This window comes from Bacillus sp. UNC69MF (assembly GCF_000746035.1).
Taxonomy (GTDB): Bacteria; Bacillota; Bacilli; order Bacillales; family Bacillaceae; genus Bacillus; species Bacillus velezensis.
On record NZ_JQKM01000018.1, the window covers coordinates 1 to 17,580 of the forward strand.

Sequence of the window (17,580 nt, forward strand, 5' to 3'; positions counted from 1 at the left end):
GAAGTAAGATCCCTGAAAGATGATCAGGTTGATAGGTCTGAGGTGGAAGTGTGGCGACACATGGAGCTGACAGATACTAATCGATCGAGGACTTAACCAATTTGAATGTATGCTTACTGTTATCTAGTTTTGAGAGAACACTCTCAATGGTTTGGTGGCGATAGCGAAGAGGTCACACCCGTTCCCATGCCGAACACGGAAGTTAAGCTCTTCAGCGCCGATGGTAGTCGGGGGTTTCCCCCTGTGAGAGTAGGACGCCGCCAAGCTATCATTACGGTAAAGGCAGCTCATTATGAGCTGCCTTTTTTGTGTTTTTCTGCATACATTATATAATATGAGAAACGTAACGATATGCCTTTTTGCAAAAGCAGGTTTTATGCTTGTGCAAAGTGGAAATAATAGAGATAGAGCGATACAGTTGAAAAATTTTGCGAAACACCTTATAGTAAGGTTAAAGTCAAATATAGTCAAAGTCAATGAAGGAGGGGGTTGAGTGGGACATAATATTTCTGACATCATTGAACAGTACTTGAAACAAGTATTAGATCAAAATGGCAAAGAAATTTTAGAGATCAAACGCAGTGAAATCGCTGATAAATTTCAATGTGTTCCTTCCCAAATAAATTATGTCATCAACACCAGATTTACAAGTGAAAGAGGATATATTGTTGAAAGTAAACGGGGAGGCGGCGGTTATATTCGTATTATCAAAATTAAAATGAATAACGAAGTCGTCCTCATCAATAATATTATTTCGCAGATTCATACCCACTTGTCCCAGGCAGCCTCTGATGACATTATTCTCAGACTGTTAGAGGACGGAGTTATTTCGGAAAGAGAAGCTAAAATGATGGTGAGTGTAATGGATCGTTCAGTTCTATATATTGATTTGCCCGAACGGGATGAACTAAGAGCCAGAATGATGAAAGCAATGCTCACATCTTTAAAACTAAAGTAAGCGGGTGAAAAGATTGATTTGTCAAGAATGCAATGAGAGACCGGCCACTTTTCACTTTACGAAAGTTGTTAATGGAGAAAAACAAGAAGTTCATATTTGTGAACAATGTGCAAAAGAAAATAGCGATTCATACAGTATAAGTGGAAACCAAGGGTTCTCGATCCATAATTTATTATCAGGACTGCTGAATATGGAGTCTTCATTTCAAAACACCGGTTCTCAAATGTTCGGCTATTCAGAGCAAGGGACAGCTTGTAAGAAATGCGGTATGACGTTTCAGCAGCTGAGAAAAACAGGGCGTTTCGGCTGTGCGGAATGTTACGATACGTTCTACAGCCAAATTACGCCGATCTTGCGAAAAGTTCACAGCGGGAATACGGTGCATGCCGGGAAAATTCCAAAACGAATAGGCGGAAACCTGCATGTAAGACGGCAAATGGAAATGTTAAAAAAAGAACTTGAATCTTTAATACACCACGAAGAGTTTGAAAGAGCAGCGGAGGTCAGGGATCAGATCCGATCGTTAGAGCAGAAGTTAAAAAGTAAAGACAGTGAGGGGGAACAAGGGTAATGTCGCTCAAGCATTTTATTCAGGACGCACTAAGCAATTGGATGAAGCAAAAGGGACCTGAAAGTGACATTGTACTCAGCAGCCGTATACGGTTGGCCCGAAACTTTGAAAATATAAAGTTTCCCGCCCGGTATACGAATGAAGAAGCCTCATCCATCATTCAGCAATTCGAAGATCACTTTTCAGGAAAAGAACTGCCTGATATCGGTCAATTTCATTTAATCAGAATGAGTGAAGCTCAGCCTTTGGAAAAACGGGTGCTGATGGAGAAACATCTGATCAGCCCGAATTTAACGGAATCCCCTTTTGGCGGCTGTCTGCTTTCTGAAAATGAAGAAGTCAGCATTATGTTAAATGAAGAAGATCATATCAGAATTCAATGCCTCTTCCCCGGCTTCCAGCTTCTCAATGCCATAAAAGCGGCAAACCAGGTTGATGACTGGATTGAGGAGAAAGTGGATTACGCCTTTGGAGAGAAGAGAGGGTACTTAACAAGCTGTCCTACAAATGTAGGGACGGGACTAAGGGCTTCAGTCATGATGCATTTGCCGGGCCTTGTATTAACTAGGCAAATGAATCGAATTATACCGGCAATTAACCAATTAGGTTTAGTTGTTAGAGGAATTTACGGTGAAGGCAGCGAAGCATTAGGAAATATCTTTCAAATTTCAAATCAAATCACACTCGGAAAATCAGAACAGGACATTGTAGATGATTTAAACAGTGTGGCTGCCCAGCTGATTGAGCAGGAACGTTCAGCCCGAGAAGCGCTTTACCAAACCTCGAAAATTGAATTGGAGGACCGGGTATTCAGGTCTTACGGTGTTTTATCCAACTGCCGTATGATTGAATCAAAGGAAACGGCGAAATGCCTTTCTGACGTTCGGCTGGGGATAGACCTGGGGATCATTAAAGGGCTATCAAGCAATATACTTAATGAACTGATGATTTTGACACAGCCGGGTTTTCTCCAGCAATATTCGGGCGGTGCATTACGGCCGAACGAAAGAGACGCGAGAAGAGCGGCTCTTATCAGGGAAAGGCTGCATTTAGAAATGAGTGCAAATAGACAGGAGGATGATTCGATATGATGTTTGGAAGGTTTACAGAGCGAGCTCAAAAGGTATTGGCACTGGCACAGGAAGAAGCACTGCGCTTAGGCCATAACAATATTGGAACTGAACATATCTTATTAGGTCTGGTTCGTGAAGGAGAAGGGATTGCGGCTAAAGCACTCCAAGCACTCGGACTCGGTTCGGATAAAATTCAGAAAGAAGTGGAGAGCTTAATCGGACGGGGACAGGAAATGTCTCAAACGATTCATTATACGCCAAGAGCAAAAAAAGTCATTGAGCTCAGCATGGATGAAGCCAGAAAGCTAGGACATTCTTATGTGGGAACAGAACACATACTTCTCGGACTGATTCGTGAAGGAGAAGGCGTAGCGGCGAGAGTTCTGAATAATCTCGGTGTCAGCTTGAATAAGGCGAGACAGCAAGTGCTGCAGCTTCTGGGAAGCAATGAGACGGGATCTTCTGCATCCGGTACGAACAGCAATGCAAACACGCCGACGCTGGACAGTCTGGCGCGTGATTTAACTGCGATTGCGAAGGAAGACAGTCTTGATCCGGTTATCGGCCGAAGCAAAGAAATTCAGCGTGTTATTGAGGTATTAAGCCGCAGAACGAAGAATAACCCCGTTCTTATCGGAGAACCGGGTGTAGGTAAAACCGCGATTGCTGAAGGCCTCGCACAGCAGATCATCAATAATGAAGTGCCGGAAATTTTACGTGATAAACGCGTAATGACATTAGACATGGGTACGGTTGTAGCCGGGACGAAATACCGCGGAGAATTTGAAGACCGCTTGAAAAAAGTAATGGATGAAATACGTCAGGCCGGCAATATTATTTTATTCATTGACGAACTGCATACACTGATCGGAGCGGGGGGAGCAGAAGGTGCGATTGACGCGTCGAATATCTTAAAACCTTCACTGGCCCGCGGAGAGCTTCAATGCATCGGTGCGACAACGCTTGATGAATACCGTAAATATATCGAAAAAGACGCCGCTCTCGAGCGCCGTTTCCAGCCGATTCAGGTCGATCAGCCCTCAGCCGATGAAAGCATTCAAATTTTAAAAGGACTCCGTGACCGCTATGAAGCGCATCACCGCGTATCCATTACCGATGAAGCGATTGAAGCGGCGGTAAAATTGTCCGACCGTTATATTTCTGACCGCTTCCTTCCGGATAAAGCGATCGATTTAATTGATGAAGCCGGTTCAAAAGTGCGTCTCCGTTCGTTCACAACGCCTCCGAACTTAAAAGAGCTTGAGCAGAAACTCGATGAAGTTCGCAAGGAAAAAGACGCTGCCGTTCAGAGCCAGGAGTTTGAAAAAGCGGCTTCCCTTCGTGATACGGAGCAGCGCCTGAGAGAACAGGTGGAAGACACGAAAAAAACGTGGAAAGAAAAACAAGGCCAGGAGAACTCCGAAGTTTCTGTAGAGGATATCGCAATGGTTGTATCCAGCTGGACCGGGGTGCCTGTATCTAAAATTGCTCAAACGGAAACAGATAAGCTTCTCAATATGGAAAGCATTCTGCACTCCCGCGTCATCGGCCAGGATGAAGCTGTTGTAGCTGTTGCAAAGGCTGTCAGACGTGCAAGAGCCGGTCTGAAGGACCCGAAACGCCCGATTGGTTCATTCATCTTCCTAGGCCCTACAGGCGTTGGGAAGACAGAGCTGGCACGAGCGCTGGCGGAATCCATTTTCGGTGATGAGGAAGCGATGATCAGAGTGGATATGTCCGAATACATGGAGAAACACTCAACTTCACGTCTTGTCGGTTCTCCTCCGGGATATGTCGGCTATGATGAAGGCGGCCAGCTGACAGAAAAAGTGAGAAGAAAACCTTACTCTGTCGTACTGCTTGATGAAATTGAAAAAGCGCATCCTGATGTGTTTAACATTCTCCTGCAAGTGCTTGAAGACGGACGCTTGACTGATTCAAAAGGACGCACTGTGGATTTCCGCAACACGATCCTGATTATGACGTCAAACGTCGGAGCGAGCGAGCTGAAACGTAACAAATATGTGGGCTTCAATGTGCAGGATGAATCACAAAACCATAAAGACATGAAAGACAAAGTCATGGGAGAGCTGAAGCGTGCCTTCAGACCTGAGTTTATCAACCGGATTGACGAAATTATCGTCTTCCACTCCCTTGAGAAAAAACATCTTACAGACATCGTGTCGCTTATGTCTGATCAGTTAACAAAACGTCTGAAAGAACAAGATCTCTCTATCGAGCTGACGGATGCTGCAAAAGCAAAAGTGGCAGAAGAGGGCGTCGATTTGGAATACGGCGCACGTCCGTTAAGAAGAGCGATTCAAAAGCATGTGGAGGACCGGTTATCAGAAGAACTCCTCAGAGGCAATATTGATAAAGGCCAGCACATTGTTCTTGATGTTGAGGACGGCGAATTTGTCGTAAAAACAACTGCTAAAACGAACTAATATAAGTGACAAACATGAGGCATACGTAAGCGAGTGTATGCCTCACTTTGTTATATAGAGAAATATTCGATAAGGAAGAGGTCTTACAACATATATGGCTAAATCAAAAACAAAATTCATCTGCCACTCATGCGGTTATGAATCCGCAAAGTGGATGGGAAAGTGCCCGGGCTGCGGGGCTTGGAATACAATGGTGGAAGAAACCATAAAAAAAGCGCCGGCGAATCGGCGGGCGGCTTTCTCCCACTCCGTTCAAACCGTCCAGAAACCATCACCCATTACATCAATTGAAACATCGGAAGAACCCCGCGTTCACACAAAGCTTGAAGAATTCAACAGAGTGCTTGGCGGCGGCGTTGTGAAAGGCTCGTTAGTATTAATCGGCGGCGATCCCGGGATCGGAAAATCAACGCTCCTTCTCCAAGTATCCGCACAATTAGCTGATACGGCCGGCAGCGTGCTTTACATTTCAGGGGAAGAATCCGTGAAGCAAACGAAGCTGCGCGCCGACAGACTTGGAATCAACAGCCAAATGTTACATGTTTTATCTGAAACCGATATGGAGTATATTTCGTCTGCTATACAAGAGATGAAACCCGCATTTGTTGTCGTAGACTCCATTCAGACCGTTTACCAAAGTGATATCACCTCAGCTCCCGGCAGTGTATCACAAGTAAGAGAGTGTACGGCCGAATTGATGAAAATTGCGAAAACAAACGGCATACCTATTTTTATCGTCGGGCACGTCACAAAAGAAGGATCGATCGCGGGGCCGAGATTGCTTGAGCACATGGTCGATACCGTTCTATACTTTGAAGGAGAGCGGCACCATACATTCCGTATTTTGCGGGCCGTAAAAAACCGTTTCGGCTCCACAAATGAAATGGGCATCTTTGAAATGCGGGAAGAGGGGCTTACGGAAGTGCTGAACCCTTCTGAAATTTTCTTGGAAGAGCGTTCTGCCGGGGCATCGGGTTCGAGTATCGTTGCGTCAATGGAAGGAACGAGACCGATTCTGGTTGAAATCCAGGCGCTCATTTCACCGACCAGTTTTGGAAACCCGCGCCGCATGGCTACAGGCATTGACCACAACAGGGTATCGTTAATTATGGCTGTGCTTGAGAAGCGGGTGGGTCTTTTGCTTCAAAATCAAGATGCGTATTTAAAGGTCGCCGGCGGGGTCAAACTGGATGAACCGGCGATTGATTTGGCAGTAGCCGTCAGCATTGCCTCAAGCTTCAGAGATACACCGCCGAATCCCGCAGATTGCTTTATCGGTGAAGTGGGTCTGACAGGAGAAGTCCGCAGGGTGTCAAGAATCGAACAGCGCGTAAAGGAAGCGGCAAAACTCGGCTTCAAGCGCATGATTATACCTGAGGCGAATGCAGACGGGTGGACAATACCAAAAGGGATTGAGGTTGTCGGAGTAGCAAATGTTGCAGAAGCGCTTCGTACTTCATTAGGAGGATCATAATAGATGGAAAAAGAGAAAAAAGGGGCGAAACAAGAGCTTGACCTGTCTGCAATTCTGCAGTTCGTTGCACCGGGCACCCCGCTCAGAGCCGGGATAGAGAATGTACTTCGGGCAAATACAGGCGGCCTGATTGTTGTCGGATACAATGATAAGGTAAAGCAAGTCGTGGATGGCGGTTTTCATATTAATACATCATTTGCGCCCGCTCACTTATACGAGCTGGCCAAAATGGACGGTGCCATTATTTTAAGTGATTCCGGCCAGAAAATTCTTTATGCGAATACGCAGCTTATGCCGGAGGCGACCATTTCTTCTTCAGAAACGGGAATGAGGCACCGTACGGCGGAACGGGTGGCGAAGCAGACCGGCTGTCTCGTCATCGCCATTTCAGAGCGCAGAAATGTCATTACGTTATATCAGGACAGCATGAAGTACACACTAAAGGACATAGGATTTATTTTAACAAAGGCAAATCAGGCCATTCAAACGCTTGAGAAGTATAAAACCATTTTAGACAAAACGATTACGGCTTTAAACGCATTAGAGTTTGAGGAGCTTGTGACATTCAGTGACGTGCTGTCCGTCATGCATCGATATGAAATGGTGCTCCGAATAAAAAATGAAATCAATATGTATATTAAAGAACTCGGAACGGAAGGCCACTTAATCCGTCTGCAGGTGATTGAACTGATTACGGACATGGAAGAAGAGGCGGCACTTTTCATCAAAGACTATGTCAAAGAAAAAATCAAAGATCCGTTCGTGCTGTTAAAAGAGCTTCAGGATATGTCCAGCTATGATCTGCTTGATGATTCCATTCTGTTTAAGCTGCTTGGATATCCGGCTTCTACCAATCTTGATGATTATGTGCTCCCGAGAGGATACAGGCTGCTGAACAAAATTCCGCGTCTGCCGATGCCGATTGTTGAAAATGTGGTTGAGGCGTTCGGATTTTTGCCAAGCATAACGGAAGCCACTGTAGAAGAGCTTGATGATGTTGAGGGTATCGGCGAAGTGCGCGCCAAAAAAATCAAAAAAGGCTTAAAACGCCTTCAGGAAAAACACTATATAGATAGACAGCTTTAAGAATCGCTTAAACCTGTCGGAATCCGGGTATATTATTGTTAGTTTTTGTTTATTCTGAATTTGTAGGCTCTGACCCAGTCTGCTGAAAAAATGCTACTTAAAAGGAGGTGGAGGTATGTTAAAACGAATAGTTCAGGCGTTCTTCATTATTGTGGGCGGCGTTGTCGGTATCTTTTTAATACCTGAATTGTTTGTGCTGTCAAATATACAGGACATACCTTTAATAACAAACGCATATACGTCTGCTGCAATTGGTGCTATTATCTTTTTTCTCATCAGTATATGGACGACAGAATATGTGATTAATTGGGTAAAATGGATTGAAGATTCTTTGCTGAGAGCTCCGGTGCCGGATCTGTTATTCGGGAGTCTCGGATTGGTTTTTGGACTTATCATCGCATATCTCATTGTAAACGTGATTCCGCTGGACAATATTCCGTACCGTATATTCAGCACTATCATTCCGGTCTTTCTGGCTTTCTTTCTCGGTTACCTGGGCTTCCAAGTCGGATTTAAGAAAAAGGATGAACTGATCAGTCTTTTCTCCATTTCTGCAAGAATGCAGAAGAAAAAGGGAAGTGCTGATGAGGAGCAGGAGGAACAGGATAAAAGGCTGAAAATCTTGGATACAAGTGTTATTATTGATGGGAGAATTGCAGATATTTGTCAGACGGGCTTTTTAGAAGGCGTCATTGTCATTCCTCAATTTGTGCTGGAGGAATTACAGCATATCGCTGATTCTTCAGATGTTTTAAAACGTAACAGAGGACGCCGCGGACTGGATATCTTGAATCGCATTCAAAAGGAACTGGATATTACGGTTGAAATTTATGAAGGCGACTTCGAGGACATTCAGGAGGTTGACAGCAAGCTTGTCAAACTTGCGAAGCTGACATCCGGCGTCGTTGTGACGAATGATTTTAATTTAAATAAAGTATGTGAGCTTCAGAAGGTTGCGGTACTGAATATTAATGACCTTGCAAACGCGGTGAAGCCGGTTGTGCTTCCGGGCGAAGAGATGAATGTGCAGGTGATTAAGGACGGGAAAGAGCATAATCAAGGTGTGGCTTACTTGGATGACGGGACGATGATTGTTGTGGAAGAAGGCCGCAATTATATAGGGAAACATATTGATGTGCTCGTAACCAGCGTACTGCAGACAGCGGCGGGACGAATGATTTTTGCCAAGCCCAAGCTGCTTGAGAAAGCTCTTTAAGAGGGAGTTCATATGGAGTATGTTGTCGTTATTCCGGCTGCCGGACAAGGAAAACGGATGAAGGCCGGGAAAAATAAGCTGTTCATCAGCTTAAAAGGTGCACCTGTTATTATACACACACTGCGGGTTTTTGAAAGCCACGCACCCTGTCAGAAAATAATCCTGGTGATAAACGAGAGTGAACGGGAAGATTTTCGACAGCTGCTGGCCCAATTTCCGATTCAGACGGAAATTGAGCTTGTTACCGGGGGTGCGGAGCGTCAGCACAGTGTATACGAAGGACTGAAAGTGATTGATAAGGAATCGGTCGTCCTTGTTCATGACGGAGCGCGCCCGTTTGTCACACATCAGCATATCGATAAGCTCGTGGAAACAGCAGAGGAGGCGGGAGCGGCTGTCCTGGCTGTTCCTGTGAAAGACACGATAAAACGGGCGGAAGGCTCCCGGGTTGCGGAGACCTTTGATCGTTCAAGCTTGTGGGCCGTTCAAACGCCGCAGGCTTTTCGTCTTTCTTTATTGAAGACGGCGCATATGGAAGCGGAAAACAAAGGCTTCTTAGGGACGGATGACGCCAGCCTCGTCGAGCGTCTTGATGGATATCAGGTGAGTATCGTTGAAGGCAGCTATACCAATATTAAGCTGACAACGCCGGATGACCTGATATTTGCGGAAGCAATCATGAAAGCGGAAAGTGGGAATCATAATGTTTAGAATCGGACAAGGATTTGATGTGCATCAATTAACGGAAGGCCGTCCTCTCATCATCGGCGGAATTGAAATTCCTTATGAAAAGGGGCTGCTCGGACATTCAGATGCTGATGTATTGCTGCATACAGTCGCAGACGCGTGTCTCGGAGCGGCAGGTGAAGGAGATATCGGCAAGCATTTCCCGGATACTGATCCGGAATTCAAGGATGCGGACTCTTTTAAGCTGCTTCAGCATGTCTGGAACATTGTAAAAGAAAAAGGGTACGTACTCGGAAATATAGACTGCACGATTATTGCGCAAAAGCCGAAAATGGCGCCGCATATTGATGCTATGAGAAAACGGATAGCGGAAGGCCTTGAGGCGGACGTCTCTCAAGTAAACGTAAAAGCGACGACAACAGAAAAGCTCGGGTTTACCGGAAGAGCCGAAGGAATTGCCGCTCAGGCGACCGTTCTGATCCAAAAAGCCTGATCATTGTTTTGATGCCCGGTCTATTTGGTGGTAGAATAGATACATATATTCGGCTAGAGGCTACAGACGAGATGAAAGGAAGTATTTGAACATGGGAAATGAAGTACGCGTTCGTTATGCACCGAGTCCGACCGGACATTTGCATATCGGTAACGCCAGAACGGCGCTTTTTAACTATTTATTTGCCCGCAGCCAAGGCGGAAAGTTTATTATCCGGATTGAGGATACGGACAAAAAGCGAAATATTGAAGGCGGAGAGCAAAGCCAGCTCAACTATTTGAAATGGCTCGGCATGGACTGGGATGAAAGTGTGGATATCGGCGGAGAATACGGCCCGTACCGCCAGTCTGAGCGTAACGACATTTACAAAAAGTACTATGAAGAGCTTCTTGAAAAAGGGCTTGCTTATAAATGTTTCTGTACGGAAGAAGAACTTGAGAAAGAACGTGAAGAGCAAATCGCCCGCGGGGAAATGCCGCGCTATTCCGGCAAACACAGAAACCTGACTCAGGAAGAGCAGGAGCAGTTTTTAGCCGAAGGCAGACAGCCGAGCATCCGTTTCCGCGTGCCGGAAGGGAAAATCATCGCATTTAACGATATCGTAAAAGGCGAGATTTCTTTTGAATCAGACGGCATCGGCGACTTTGTCATCGTCAAAAAAGACGGAACACCGACGTATAACTTTGCCGTCGCGATTGACGATTACTTAATGAAAATGACGCACGTGCTCCGCGGTGAGGATCACATTTCAAATACACCGAAACAGATCATGATTTTCCAGGCATTCGGCTGGGATGTTCCTGTCTTCGGACATATGACGCTTATCGTAAACGAAAGCCGCAAAAAATTAAGTAAACGTGATGAATCAATTATCCAGTTTATTGAGCAGTATGATGAGCTGGGTTACCTGCCTGAAGCGCTGTTTAACTTTATCGGACTTCTCGGCTGGTCTCCCGTCGGTGAAGAAGAGCTTTTCACAAGAGAACAATTCATTGAAATTTTTGATGTAAATCGTTTGTCTAAGTCACCGGCTCTGTTTGATATGCATAAACTGAAATGGGTCAACAACCAATACGTCAAAGCGCTGGATCTTGATCAAGTGGTTGAGCTGACCCTGCCGCACCTGCAAAAAGCAGGAAAAGTCGGCACTGAGCTTTCTGCCGAGGAGCAGGAATGGGTTCGTAAATTAATTTCTCTTTACCATGAGCAATTGAGCTACGGCGCTGAAATTGTCGAGCTGACTGATTTGTTCTTTAAAGATGAGATCGAGTATAATCAAGAGGCAAAAGCCGTTCTGGAAGAGGAACAGGTGCCTGAAGTGCTCAGCGTATTTGCTGCGAAGCTTGAAGAGCTTGAAGAATTTACGCCTGAGCTGATCAAAGCCTCAATCAAAGCTGTTCAGAAAGAAACAGGTCATAAAGGCAAAAAGCTGTTCATGCCGATTCGCGTAGCGGTTACCGGTCAGACACACGGTCCTGAGCTTCCGCAGGCCATTGAGCTGATCGGCAGAGAAACAGCCGTCAGACGCCTGAAAAGCATTTAAATATACGATTGTTGACAGGGAAGAGTATAAAACAATGACCATTACAGAAAGAATCTTCATCGGCTGAGAGAGATTCATGCGTCATGTTTTAGAAGTGCGCCCTTAAGACCTTTGAAGAACATTTCTGCGGAAATCAGTATTTAAAGGCGGCCGCCGCCGTTACCGGCTTTTAAGTTGGGAAAACAGTGACTTGTTTTTCAAACAGAGTGGAACCGCGCGGTAAAAGCGTCTCTGTCATGTTTACATGCAGAGGCGCTTTTTTTATAGGCGGAAAAACAGACTGGAGCGGGGAGAGAATGGGGGGAAGCATGTGTTTTTTAAAATGCTAAAAGAAGACATAGATACAGTGTTCGATCAAGATCCGGCAGCAAGAAGCTATTTCGAAGTTGTTTTAACTTATTCTGGTTTACATGCTATATGGGCGCATCGGATTGCACATGCTTTATATAAACGGAGATTTTTCTTCCTGGCGCGCCTGATATCACAGATTGCCCGTTTCTTTACCGGAATTGAAATCCATCCCGGCGCGACCATCGGGAGAAGGTTTTTCATTGACCACGGTATGGGGGTCGTCATAGGGGAAACATGTGAAATCGGCAATAACGTGACGGTATTCCAAGGTGTCACTCTCGGGGGAACGGGAAAAGAAAAGGGGAAGCGGCATCCGACCATAAAAGATGATGCTTTAATTGCAACCGGAGCGAAGGTGCTCGGCTCTATTACGGTCGGGCAGGGTTCTAAAGTAGGGGCCGGTTCCGTTGTGCTTCGTGATGTTCCCGACTTCTCGACCGTTGTCGGCATACCTGGAAAAGTCGTCATTCAGAACGGAAGAAAAATCAAACGCGATCTCAATCACCAAGACTTGCCCGATCCGGTTGCTGACCGGTTAAGAGCATTGGAGCAGCAGATTTTTGAGCTGCAGGCTGAACTGGAAGATAAAAAAGAAAGGATCAACCAAAAATGACCATTACACTTTATAATACATTGACACGGAAAAAGGAAACATTCGTTCCTCTTGAGGAAGGAAAAGTAAAAATGTACGTGTGCGGACCGACTGTATACAACTATATTCATATCGGAAACGCCCGTCCGGCGATTGTGTATGATACCGTACGCAACTATTTAGAGTATAAAGGATACGATGTTCAATACGTATCGAATTTCACCGATGTTGACGACAAACTGATTAAGGCGGCCAACGAGCTCGGCGAGGACGTCCCGACCGTTTCTGAACGGTTCATTAAAGCGTATTTTGAAGACGTGGGCGCCCTCGGATGCCGGAAAGCGGATCTTCACCCCCGGGTCATGGAAAATATGGACGCCATTATTGAATTTGTCAGCGAACTGATTAAAAAAGGCTACGCTTATGAATCAGAAGGCGACGTCTATTTCAAAACAAGGGCCTTCGAAGGGTACGGCAAACTATCTCAGCAATCAATTGATGAACTCAGATCAGGCGCGCGTATCCGTGTCGGCGAGAAGAAAGAGGATGCGCTGGACTTTGCTCTTTGGAAAGCTGCTAAGGACGGAGAAATTTCATGGGATAGCCCTTGGGGAAAAGGCCGCCCGGGCTGGCATATTGAATGCTCCGCAATGGTGAAAAAGTATTTGGGTGACGAAATCGATATTCATGCCGGCGGTCAGGACCTGACATTCCCGCACCATGAAAACGAAATCGCCCAATCTGAAGCATTAACAGGCAAGACATTCGCAAAATACTGGCTTCACAACGGATATATCAATATCGATAATGAGAAAATGTCAAAATCGCTCGGCAACTTTGTTTTGGTGCACGATATCATTAAGCAACATGACCCGCAGCTTTTGAGATTTTTCATGCTGTCCGTTCATTACCGCCACCCGATCAACTATTCGGAAGAGCTGCTTGAGAAAACAAAAAACGCGTTTAACCGCCTGAAGACGGCCTACAGTAATTTAAACCATCGTTTGATTAGCAGCACGAATCTGACTGACAATGATGAGGAATGGCTCGCTAAAATCGAAGAGCACCGCACTGCGTTTGAAGAAGCAATGGATGATGATTTTAATACGGCGAATGCAATTTCCGTTTGGTTTGATCTGGCGAAGCTCGCCAATTACTACATGCAGGAAGACAATACGGCGGATCACGTCATTAAAGCCTTTATCAGCATGTTTGACAGAATCGGATCTGTTCTCGGACTTACTCTCGGCGAAGAAGAGCTTGTCGACGAACAGATTGAAGAGTTGATTGAGAAGAGAAATGAAGCCCGCCGCAATCGCGATTTTGCTTTGTCAGACCAGATTCGCGATCAGCTGAAAAGCATGAATATCATTCTTGAAGATACGGCCCAGGGAACTCGCTGGAAGCGGGGAGAGTAAGCGGATGCTTCAATTTGAACAAATCAAAGATTCAAAGCAGTTAAACGGTCTTGCGCTTGCTTATATGGGTGATGCCATTTTTGAAATATACGTCCGGCATCACCTGCTTAAGCAGGGCTTTACGAAACCGAATGACCTTCATAAGAAGGCGAGCCGGATTGTATCGGCAAAATCACAGGCAGACATATTGTTCCGCCTTCAGGACGAATCCTTTTTCACGGAGGAAGAGGAAGCCGTGCTGAGAAGAGGCAGAAACGCGAAATCAGGGACGACGCCTAAAAACACAGATGTACAGACGTACCGCCATAGTACAGCTTTTGAGGCTTTACTCGGATACCTTTTTCTTGAGAAAAGAGAAGAAAGACTGAATCAGCTGATTGCTGAGGCTATACAAGTCGGGACGTCAGGGAGGAAAACAAATGAGTCAGCAACATGATTACGTCATAGGAAAAAACGCGGTGATTGAGACGTTGAAGTCAGATCGCAAGCTGTATAAGTTATGGATGGCGGAAAACACAGTAAAAGGACAGGCCCAGCAAGTTATGGAGCTTGCTAAAAAGCGCGGCGTCACCATTCAATTTGTACCGAGGAAAAAACTCGATCAGATGGTGGAGGGGCAGCATCAGGGTGTTGTCGCCCAGGTGGCGGCATATGAATATGCACAATTAGACGAATTATATAAAAGAGCGGAAGAGAGAAACGAACAGCCTTTCTTTCTCATACTGGACGAGCTGGAAGACCCTCATAATCTCGGTTCCATCATGAGAACGGCTGACGCTGTCGGTGCACACGGCATCGTGATTCCGAAACGCAGAGCGGTCGGACTGACTTCGACGGTCGCAAAAGCTTCGACCGGTGCGATTGAACACATTCCCGTCGTGAAGGTGACCAACCTTGCCCGGACACTTGATGAAATGAAGGAGCGGGGGATTTGGGTCGTCGGAACGGATGCATCCGCCCGGGAAGACTACCGCTCTATGGACGGCAAGATGCCTTTGGCGCTCGTTATCGGAAGCGAAGGCAGAGGAATGGGCCGGCTTGTGAAAGAGAAATGTGATTTTCTCATTAAGCTTCCGATGGCCGGAAAAGTCACGTCTCTGAATGCGTCGGTAGCGGCCGGCCTTCTCATGTATGAAGTCTACCGGAAGCGCAATCCTTTAGGGGAATGAAGACAGATGGACATCCTGTTAGTAGACGGATACAACATGATTGGAGCTTGGCCGCAGCTAAAGGATTTAAAAGCGAACAGTTTTGAAGAAGCGAGAGATGTACTGATCCAGAAGATGGCGGAATATCAGTCCTACACAGGAATCAGAGTCATTGTGGTGTTTGACGCACACCTGGTAAAAGGCATAGAGAAAAAACAAACGAATCACAGAGTCGAAGTGATTTTCACACGGGAGAATGAAACGGCGGATGAGCGGATCGAGAAGCTTGCCCAGGCGCTGAATAATATTGCAACACAGATTCATGTCGCAACCTCCGATTATACGGAGCAGTGGGCGATTTTCGGACAAGGGGCTCTCCGTAAATCCGCCCGGGAGCTCCTGAGGGAAGTGGATACGATAGAACGCCGGATTCAAAGGCGGGTTTCAAAGATCACTTCTGAAAAACCACCGGGTAAAATCGAGCTGTCCGAAGAGGTTTTGAAAACGTTTGAAAAGTGGCGCCGAGGCGGTCTGGATTAGGTTGACGCTTTTTCGCCCATTAATGTATAATATTTCTATCTACGTGCGCCGGGGGGATCGCAGTGAATCTACAGAACAGCAAGGGAAAGTTCAACAAAGTGCAATTTTGCCAGTTGGAGGACGAGCAGGTCATTGAAAAGGTTCATGTTGGGGATAGTGATGCGTTAGATTACTTGATTACGAAGTACCGTAATTTTGTACGGGCGAAAGCAAGGTCTTATTTTTTAATAGGGGCCGACAGAGAAGATATTGTACAGGAAGGGATGATAGGCTTATATAAGTCTATCCGAGACTTTAGAGAGGACAAGCTTACTTCATTTAAAGCTTTTGCAGAATTATGCATTACCCGCCAGATTATTACCGCAATAAAGACAGCTACCCGTCAGAAACACATTCCTTTAAATTCCTATGTTTCTTTAGACAAACCTATTTTTGATGAAGAATCTGACAGAACACTGCTTGATGTCATTTCAGGCGCTAAAACGTTAAATCCTGAAGAGATGATTATTAATCAGGAAGAATTTGATGATATCGAAATGAAAATGGGAGAACTGCTGAGCGATCTGGAGAGAAAGGTGCTTGTTTTGTACTTGGACGGAAGAAGTTACCAAGAGATTTCAGATGACTTAAACCGACACGTAAAATCAATCGATAATGCCCTGCAGCGCGTGAAGCGCAAGCTTGAAAAATATTTAGAAATAAGAGAGATCAGCCTGTAGCAGGTTTCTGTGTCATATTGACAGAATTTTTCTGACTGTGCTATTTTATTAAGATAAATGAATGTTTAGGAAAAGGTGTAACGACATGAGAAAAAAGATTACGCTGGCATGCAAAACTTGCGGAAATCGTAATTATACGACAATGAAAAGCTCTGCATCAGCGGCTGAGCGGTTAGAAGTTAAGAAGTACTGCAGCACTTGCAATTCACATACAGCTCATTTAGAAACAAAATAGTGTTCGCTTTTTAAATTGTGGAGGTCTTTTACATGCGCATGATGAGTTTCTTTAAAGATGTTGGGAAAGAAATGAAAAAGGTTAGCTGGCCTAAAGGCAAAGAGTTAACGCGCTATACGATCACGGTGATTTCAACGGTTATCTTTTTTGTTATCTTTTTTGCCCTCCTTGATACAGGAATTTCTCAATTAATTCGTTTAATAGTTGAATAATGATCAGCAATACGTGCTATAATAGATCATAATATCGTTTGCCAAAACCCGTTCAGCGGGTTTTTTATTGTGTTGTTGAAAAAAGGATTCATAGGCCCTGAGCCTATTTTTTGTTTTACACTTCATTTTTAAATGCGGGGAGGGAAGGACTGCAGAGTCCTGATAGAATGGAAAAGAATTGGTATGTTGTTCATACGTATTCCGGTTATGAAAACAAAGTAAAAGCGAACCTTGAAAAACGTGTGGAATCAATGGGAATGCAGGATAAAATTTTCCGCGTTGTCGTCCCTGAAGAAGAAGAGACTGATATTAAGAACGGCAAGAAAAAAGTAGTCAAAAAGAAAGTGTTCCCGGGTTATGTGCTTGTTGAAATCGTCATGACTGATGATTCCTGGTATGTGGTCCGCAACACGCCGGGCGTTACCGGATTCGTCGGATCAGCCGGTTCAGGCTCAAAGCCTACTCCGCTTCTTCCTGGCGAAGCGGAAACCATCTTAAAACGCATGGGCATGGATGAGCGGAAAACCGACATTGATTTTGAATTGAATGAGACAGTCAAAGTCATAGACGGACCTTTCGCCAACTTTACAGGATCAATTGAAGAGATTGATTATGATAAGAGCAAAGTGAAAGTATTCGTTAACATGTTCGGCCGTGAAACGCCGGTTGAACTGGAATTTACCCAGATCGACAAATTGTAATGTGAAAAAACTTGAAATTGCTATATATTAATGATAATATAGCAAAGGTACGTCTTGGACTAATCCAAGGCAGCTAGCTTGATATTTCGTCATTCATATAAAGAATGAAACCTTGA

General features: G+C 45.1%; 19 protein-coding genes, 2 rRNA genes and 1 other annotated feature. All 21 genes read left to right on the top strand.

Annotation, left to right across the window (positions count from 1 at the left end; all coding sequences use genetic code 11):
• A 23S ribosomal RNA gene (locus tag BR62_RS0111485) occupies nt 1–100 on the top strand; the annotation flags it as partial.
• A 50-nt stretch (nt 101–150) separates the two neighbouring features.
• Nucleotides 151–266, top strand: a 5S ribosomal RNA gene (gene rrf, locus BR62_RS0111490).
• 227 nt (nt 267–493) lie between these two features.
• Nucleotides 494–958, top strand: a complete 465-nt coding sequence (ctsR, locus tag BR62_RS0111500) for a transcriptional regulator CtsR (protein WP_003156396.1) — start codon at nt 494–496, stop codon at nt 956–958.
• A 13-nt stretch (nt 959–971) separates the two neighbouring features.
• Nucleotides 972–1,529: a protein-arginine kinase activator protein McsA gene (locus tag BR62_RS0111505; RefSeq protein ID WP_007410387.1), complete on the top strand. Its 558-nt coding sequence runs from the start codon at nt 972–974 to the stop codon at nt 1,527–1,529.
• Entirely contained in the window at nt 1,529–2,620 is a 1,092-nt protein-coding gene (locus BR62_RS0111510; protein ID WP_003156398.1) for a protein-arginine kinase McsB, read from the top strand. The genes BR62_RS0111505 and BR62_RS0111510 overlap by 1 nt, the downstream gene beginning before the upstream one ends.
• The gene (clpC, locus tag BR62_RS0111515; protein WP_007410388.1) at nt 2,617–5,049 is read left to right on the top strand and encodes an ATP-dependent protease ATP-binding subunit ClpC; all 2,433 of its coding nucleotides are present in this window, start codon (nt 2,617–2,619) and stop codon (nt 5,047–5,049) included. The genes BR62_RS0111510 and clpC overlap by 4 nt, the downstream gene beginning before the upstream one ends.
• Before the next feature lie 94 nt (nt 5,050–5,143).
• The gene (radA, locus tag BR62_RS0111520) at nt 5,144–6,523 is read left to right on the top strand and encodes a DNA repair protein RadA (RefSeq protein ID WP_014416742.1); all 1,380 of its coding nucleotides are present in this window, start codon (nt 5,144–5,146) and stop codon (nt 6,521–6,523) included.
• Between the two features lie 3 nt (nt 6,524–6,526).
• Entirely contained in the window at nt 6,527–7,609 is a 1,083-nt protein-coding gene (disA, locus tag BR62_RS0111525) for a DNA integrity scanning diadenylate cyclase DisA (protein ID WP_007410390.1), read from the top strand.
• Nucleotides 7,610–7,724: 115 nt separating this feature from the next.
• A complete protein-coding gene (locus tag BR62_RS0111530; RefSeq protein WP_003156403.1) occupies nt 7,725–8,825 on the top strand; it encodes a PIN/TRAM domain-containing protein in 1,101 nt (366 codons plus the stop codon).
• A 12-nt stretch (nt 8,826–8,837) separates the two neighbouring features.
• Complete coding sequence (gene ispD, locus BR62_RS0111535) at nt 8,838–9,536, top strand: 2-C-methyl-D-erythritol 4-phosphate cytidylyltransferase (RefSeq protein ID WP_015239038.1); 699 nt, start codon at nt 8,838–8,840, stop codon at nt 9,534–9,536.
• A complete protein-coding gene (ispF, locus tag BR62_RS0111540) occupies nt 9,529–10,005 on the top strand; it encodes a 2-C-methyl-D-erythritol 2,4-cyclodiphosphate synthase (protein WP_003156407.1) in 477 nt (158 codons plus the stop codon). Before ispD ends, ispF begins: the two co-directional genes overlap by 8 nt.
• 91 nt (nt 10,006–10,096) lie before the next feature.
• Nucleotides 10,097–11,548, top strand: a complete 1,452-nt coding sequence (gltX, locus tag BR62_RS0111545) for a glutamate--tRNA ligase (protein WP_007410392.1) — start codon at nt 10,097–10,099, stop codon at nt 11,546–11,548.
• Between the two features lie 2 nt (nt 11,549–11,550).
• Nucleotides 11,551–11,784, top strand: a binding site (T-box leader).
• A gap of 74 nt (nt 11,785–11,858) precedes the next feature.
• Nucleotides 11,859–12,512: a serine O-acetyltransferase gene (cysE, locus tag BR62_RS0111550; RefSeq protein WP_007410393.1), complete on the top strand. Its 654-nt coding sequence runs from the start codon at nt 11,859–11,861 to the stop codon at nt 12,510–12,512.
• Nucleotides 12,509–13,909 carry a cysteine--tRNA ligase gene (gene cysS, locus BR62_RS0111555; protein WP_032870902.1) on the top strand — a complete coding sequence of 467 codons (1,401 nt, stop codon included), beginning with the start codon at nt 12,509–12,511 and terminating at the stop codon, nt 13,907–13,909. Before cysE ends, cysS begins: the two co-directional genes overlap by 4 nt.
• A 4-nt stretch (nt 13,910–13,913) precedes the next feature.
• The gene (locus BR62_RS0111560; protein ID WP_003156412.1) at nt 13,914–14,345 is read left to right on the top strand and encodes a Mini-ribonuclease 3; all 432 of its coding nucleotides are present in this window, start codon (nt 13,914–13,916) and stop codon (nt 14,343–14,345) included.
• Nucleotides 14,329–15,078, top strand: a complete 750-nt coding sequence (gene rlmB, locus BR62_RS0111565; protein ID WP_003156413.1) for a 23S rRNA (guanosine(2251)-2'-O)-methyltransferase RlmB — start codon at nt 14,329–14,331, stop codon at nt 15,076–15,078. Before BR62_RS0111560 ends, rlmB begins: the two co-directional genes overlap by 17 nt.
• 6 nt (nt 15,079–15,084) lie before the next feature.
• Nucleotides 15,085–15,597: a ribosome-dependent mRNA decay endonuclease Rae1/YacP gene (rae1, locus tag BR62_RS0111570; protein ID WP_003156414.1), complete on the top strand. Its 513-nt coding sequence runs from the start codon at nt 15,085–15,087 to the stop codon at nt 15,595–15,597.
• A 62-nt stretch (nt 15,598–15,659) separates the two neighbouring features.
• Nucleotides 15,660–16,316 carry an RNA polymerase sporulation sigma factor SigH gene (gene sigH, locus BR62_RS0111575; RefSeq protein WP_003156415.1) on the top strand — a complete coding sequence of 219 codons (657 nt, stop codon included), beginning with the start codon at nt 15,660–15,662 and terminating at the stop codon, nt 16,314–16,316.
• 85 nt (nt 16,317–16,401) lie between these two features.
• Nucleotides 16,402–16,551 (top strand): 50S ribosomal protein L33, encoded by a 150-nt coding sequence (gene rpmG / locus BR62_RS19220; RefSeq protein ID WP_003156421.1) that lies wholly within the window; start codon nt 16,402–16,404, stop codon nt 16,549–16,551.
• Between the two features lie 32 nt (nt 16,552–16,583).
• Entirely contained in the window at nt 16,584–16,763 is a 180-nt protein-coding gene (gene secE / locus BR62_RS0111580; protein WP_003156422.1) for a preprotein translocase subunit SecE, read from the top strand.
• A 167-nt stretch (nt 16,764–16,930) separates the two neighbouring features.
• The gene (nusG, locus tag BR62_RS0111585; RefSeq protein ID WP_003156423.1) at nt 16,931–17,464 is read left to right on the top strand and encodes a transcription termination/antitermination protein NusG; all 534 of its coding nucleotides are present in this window, start codon (nt 16,931–16,933) and stop codon (nt 17,462–17,464) included.
• Nucleotides 17,465–17,580: the final 116 nt, after the last annotated feature.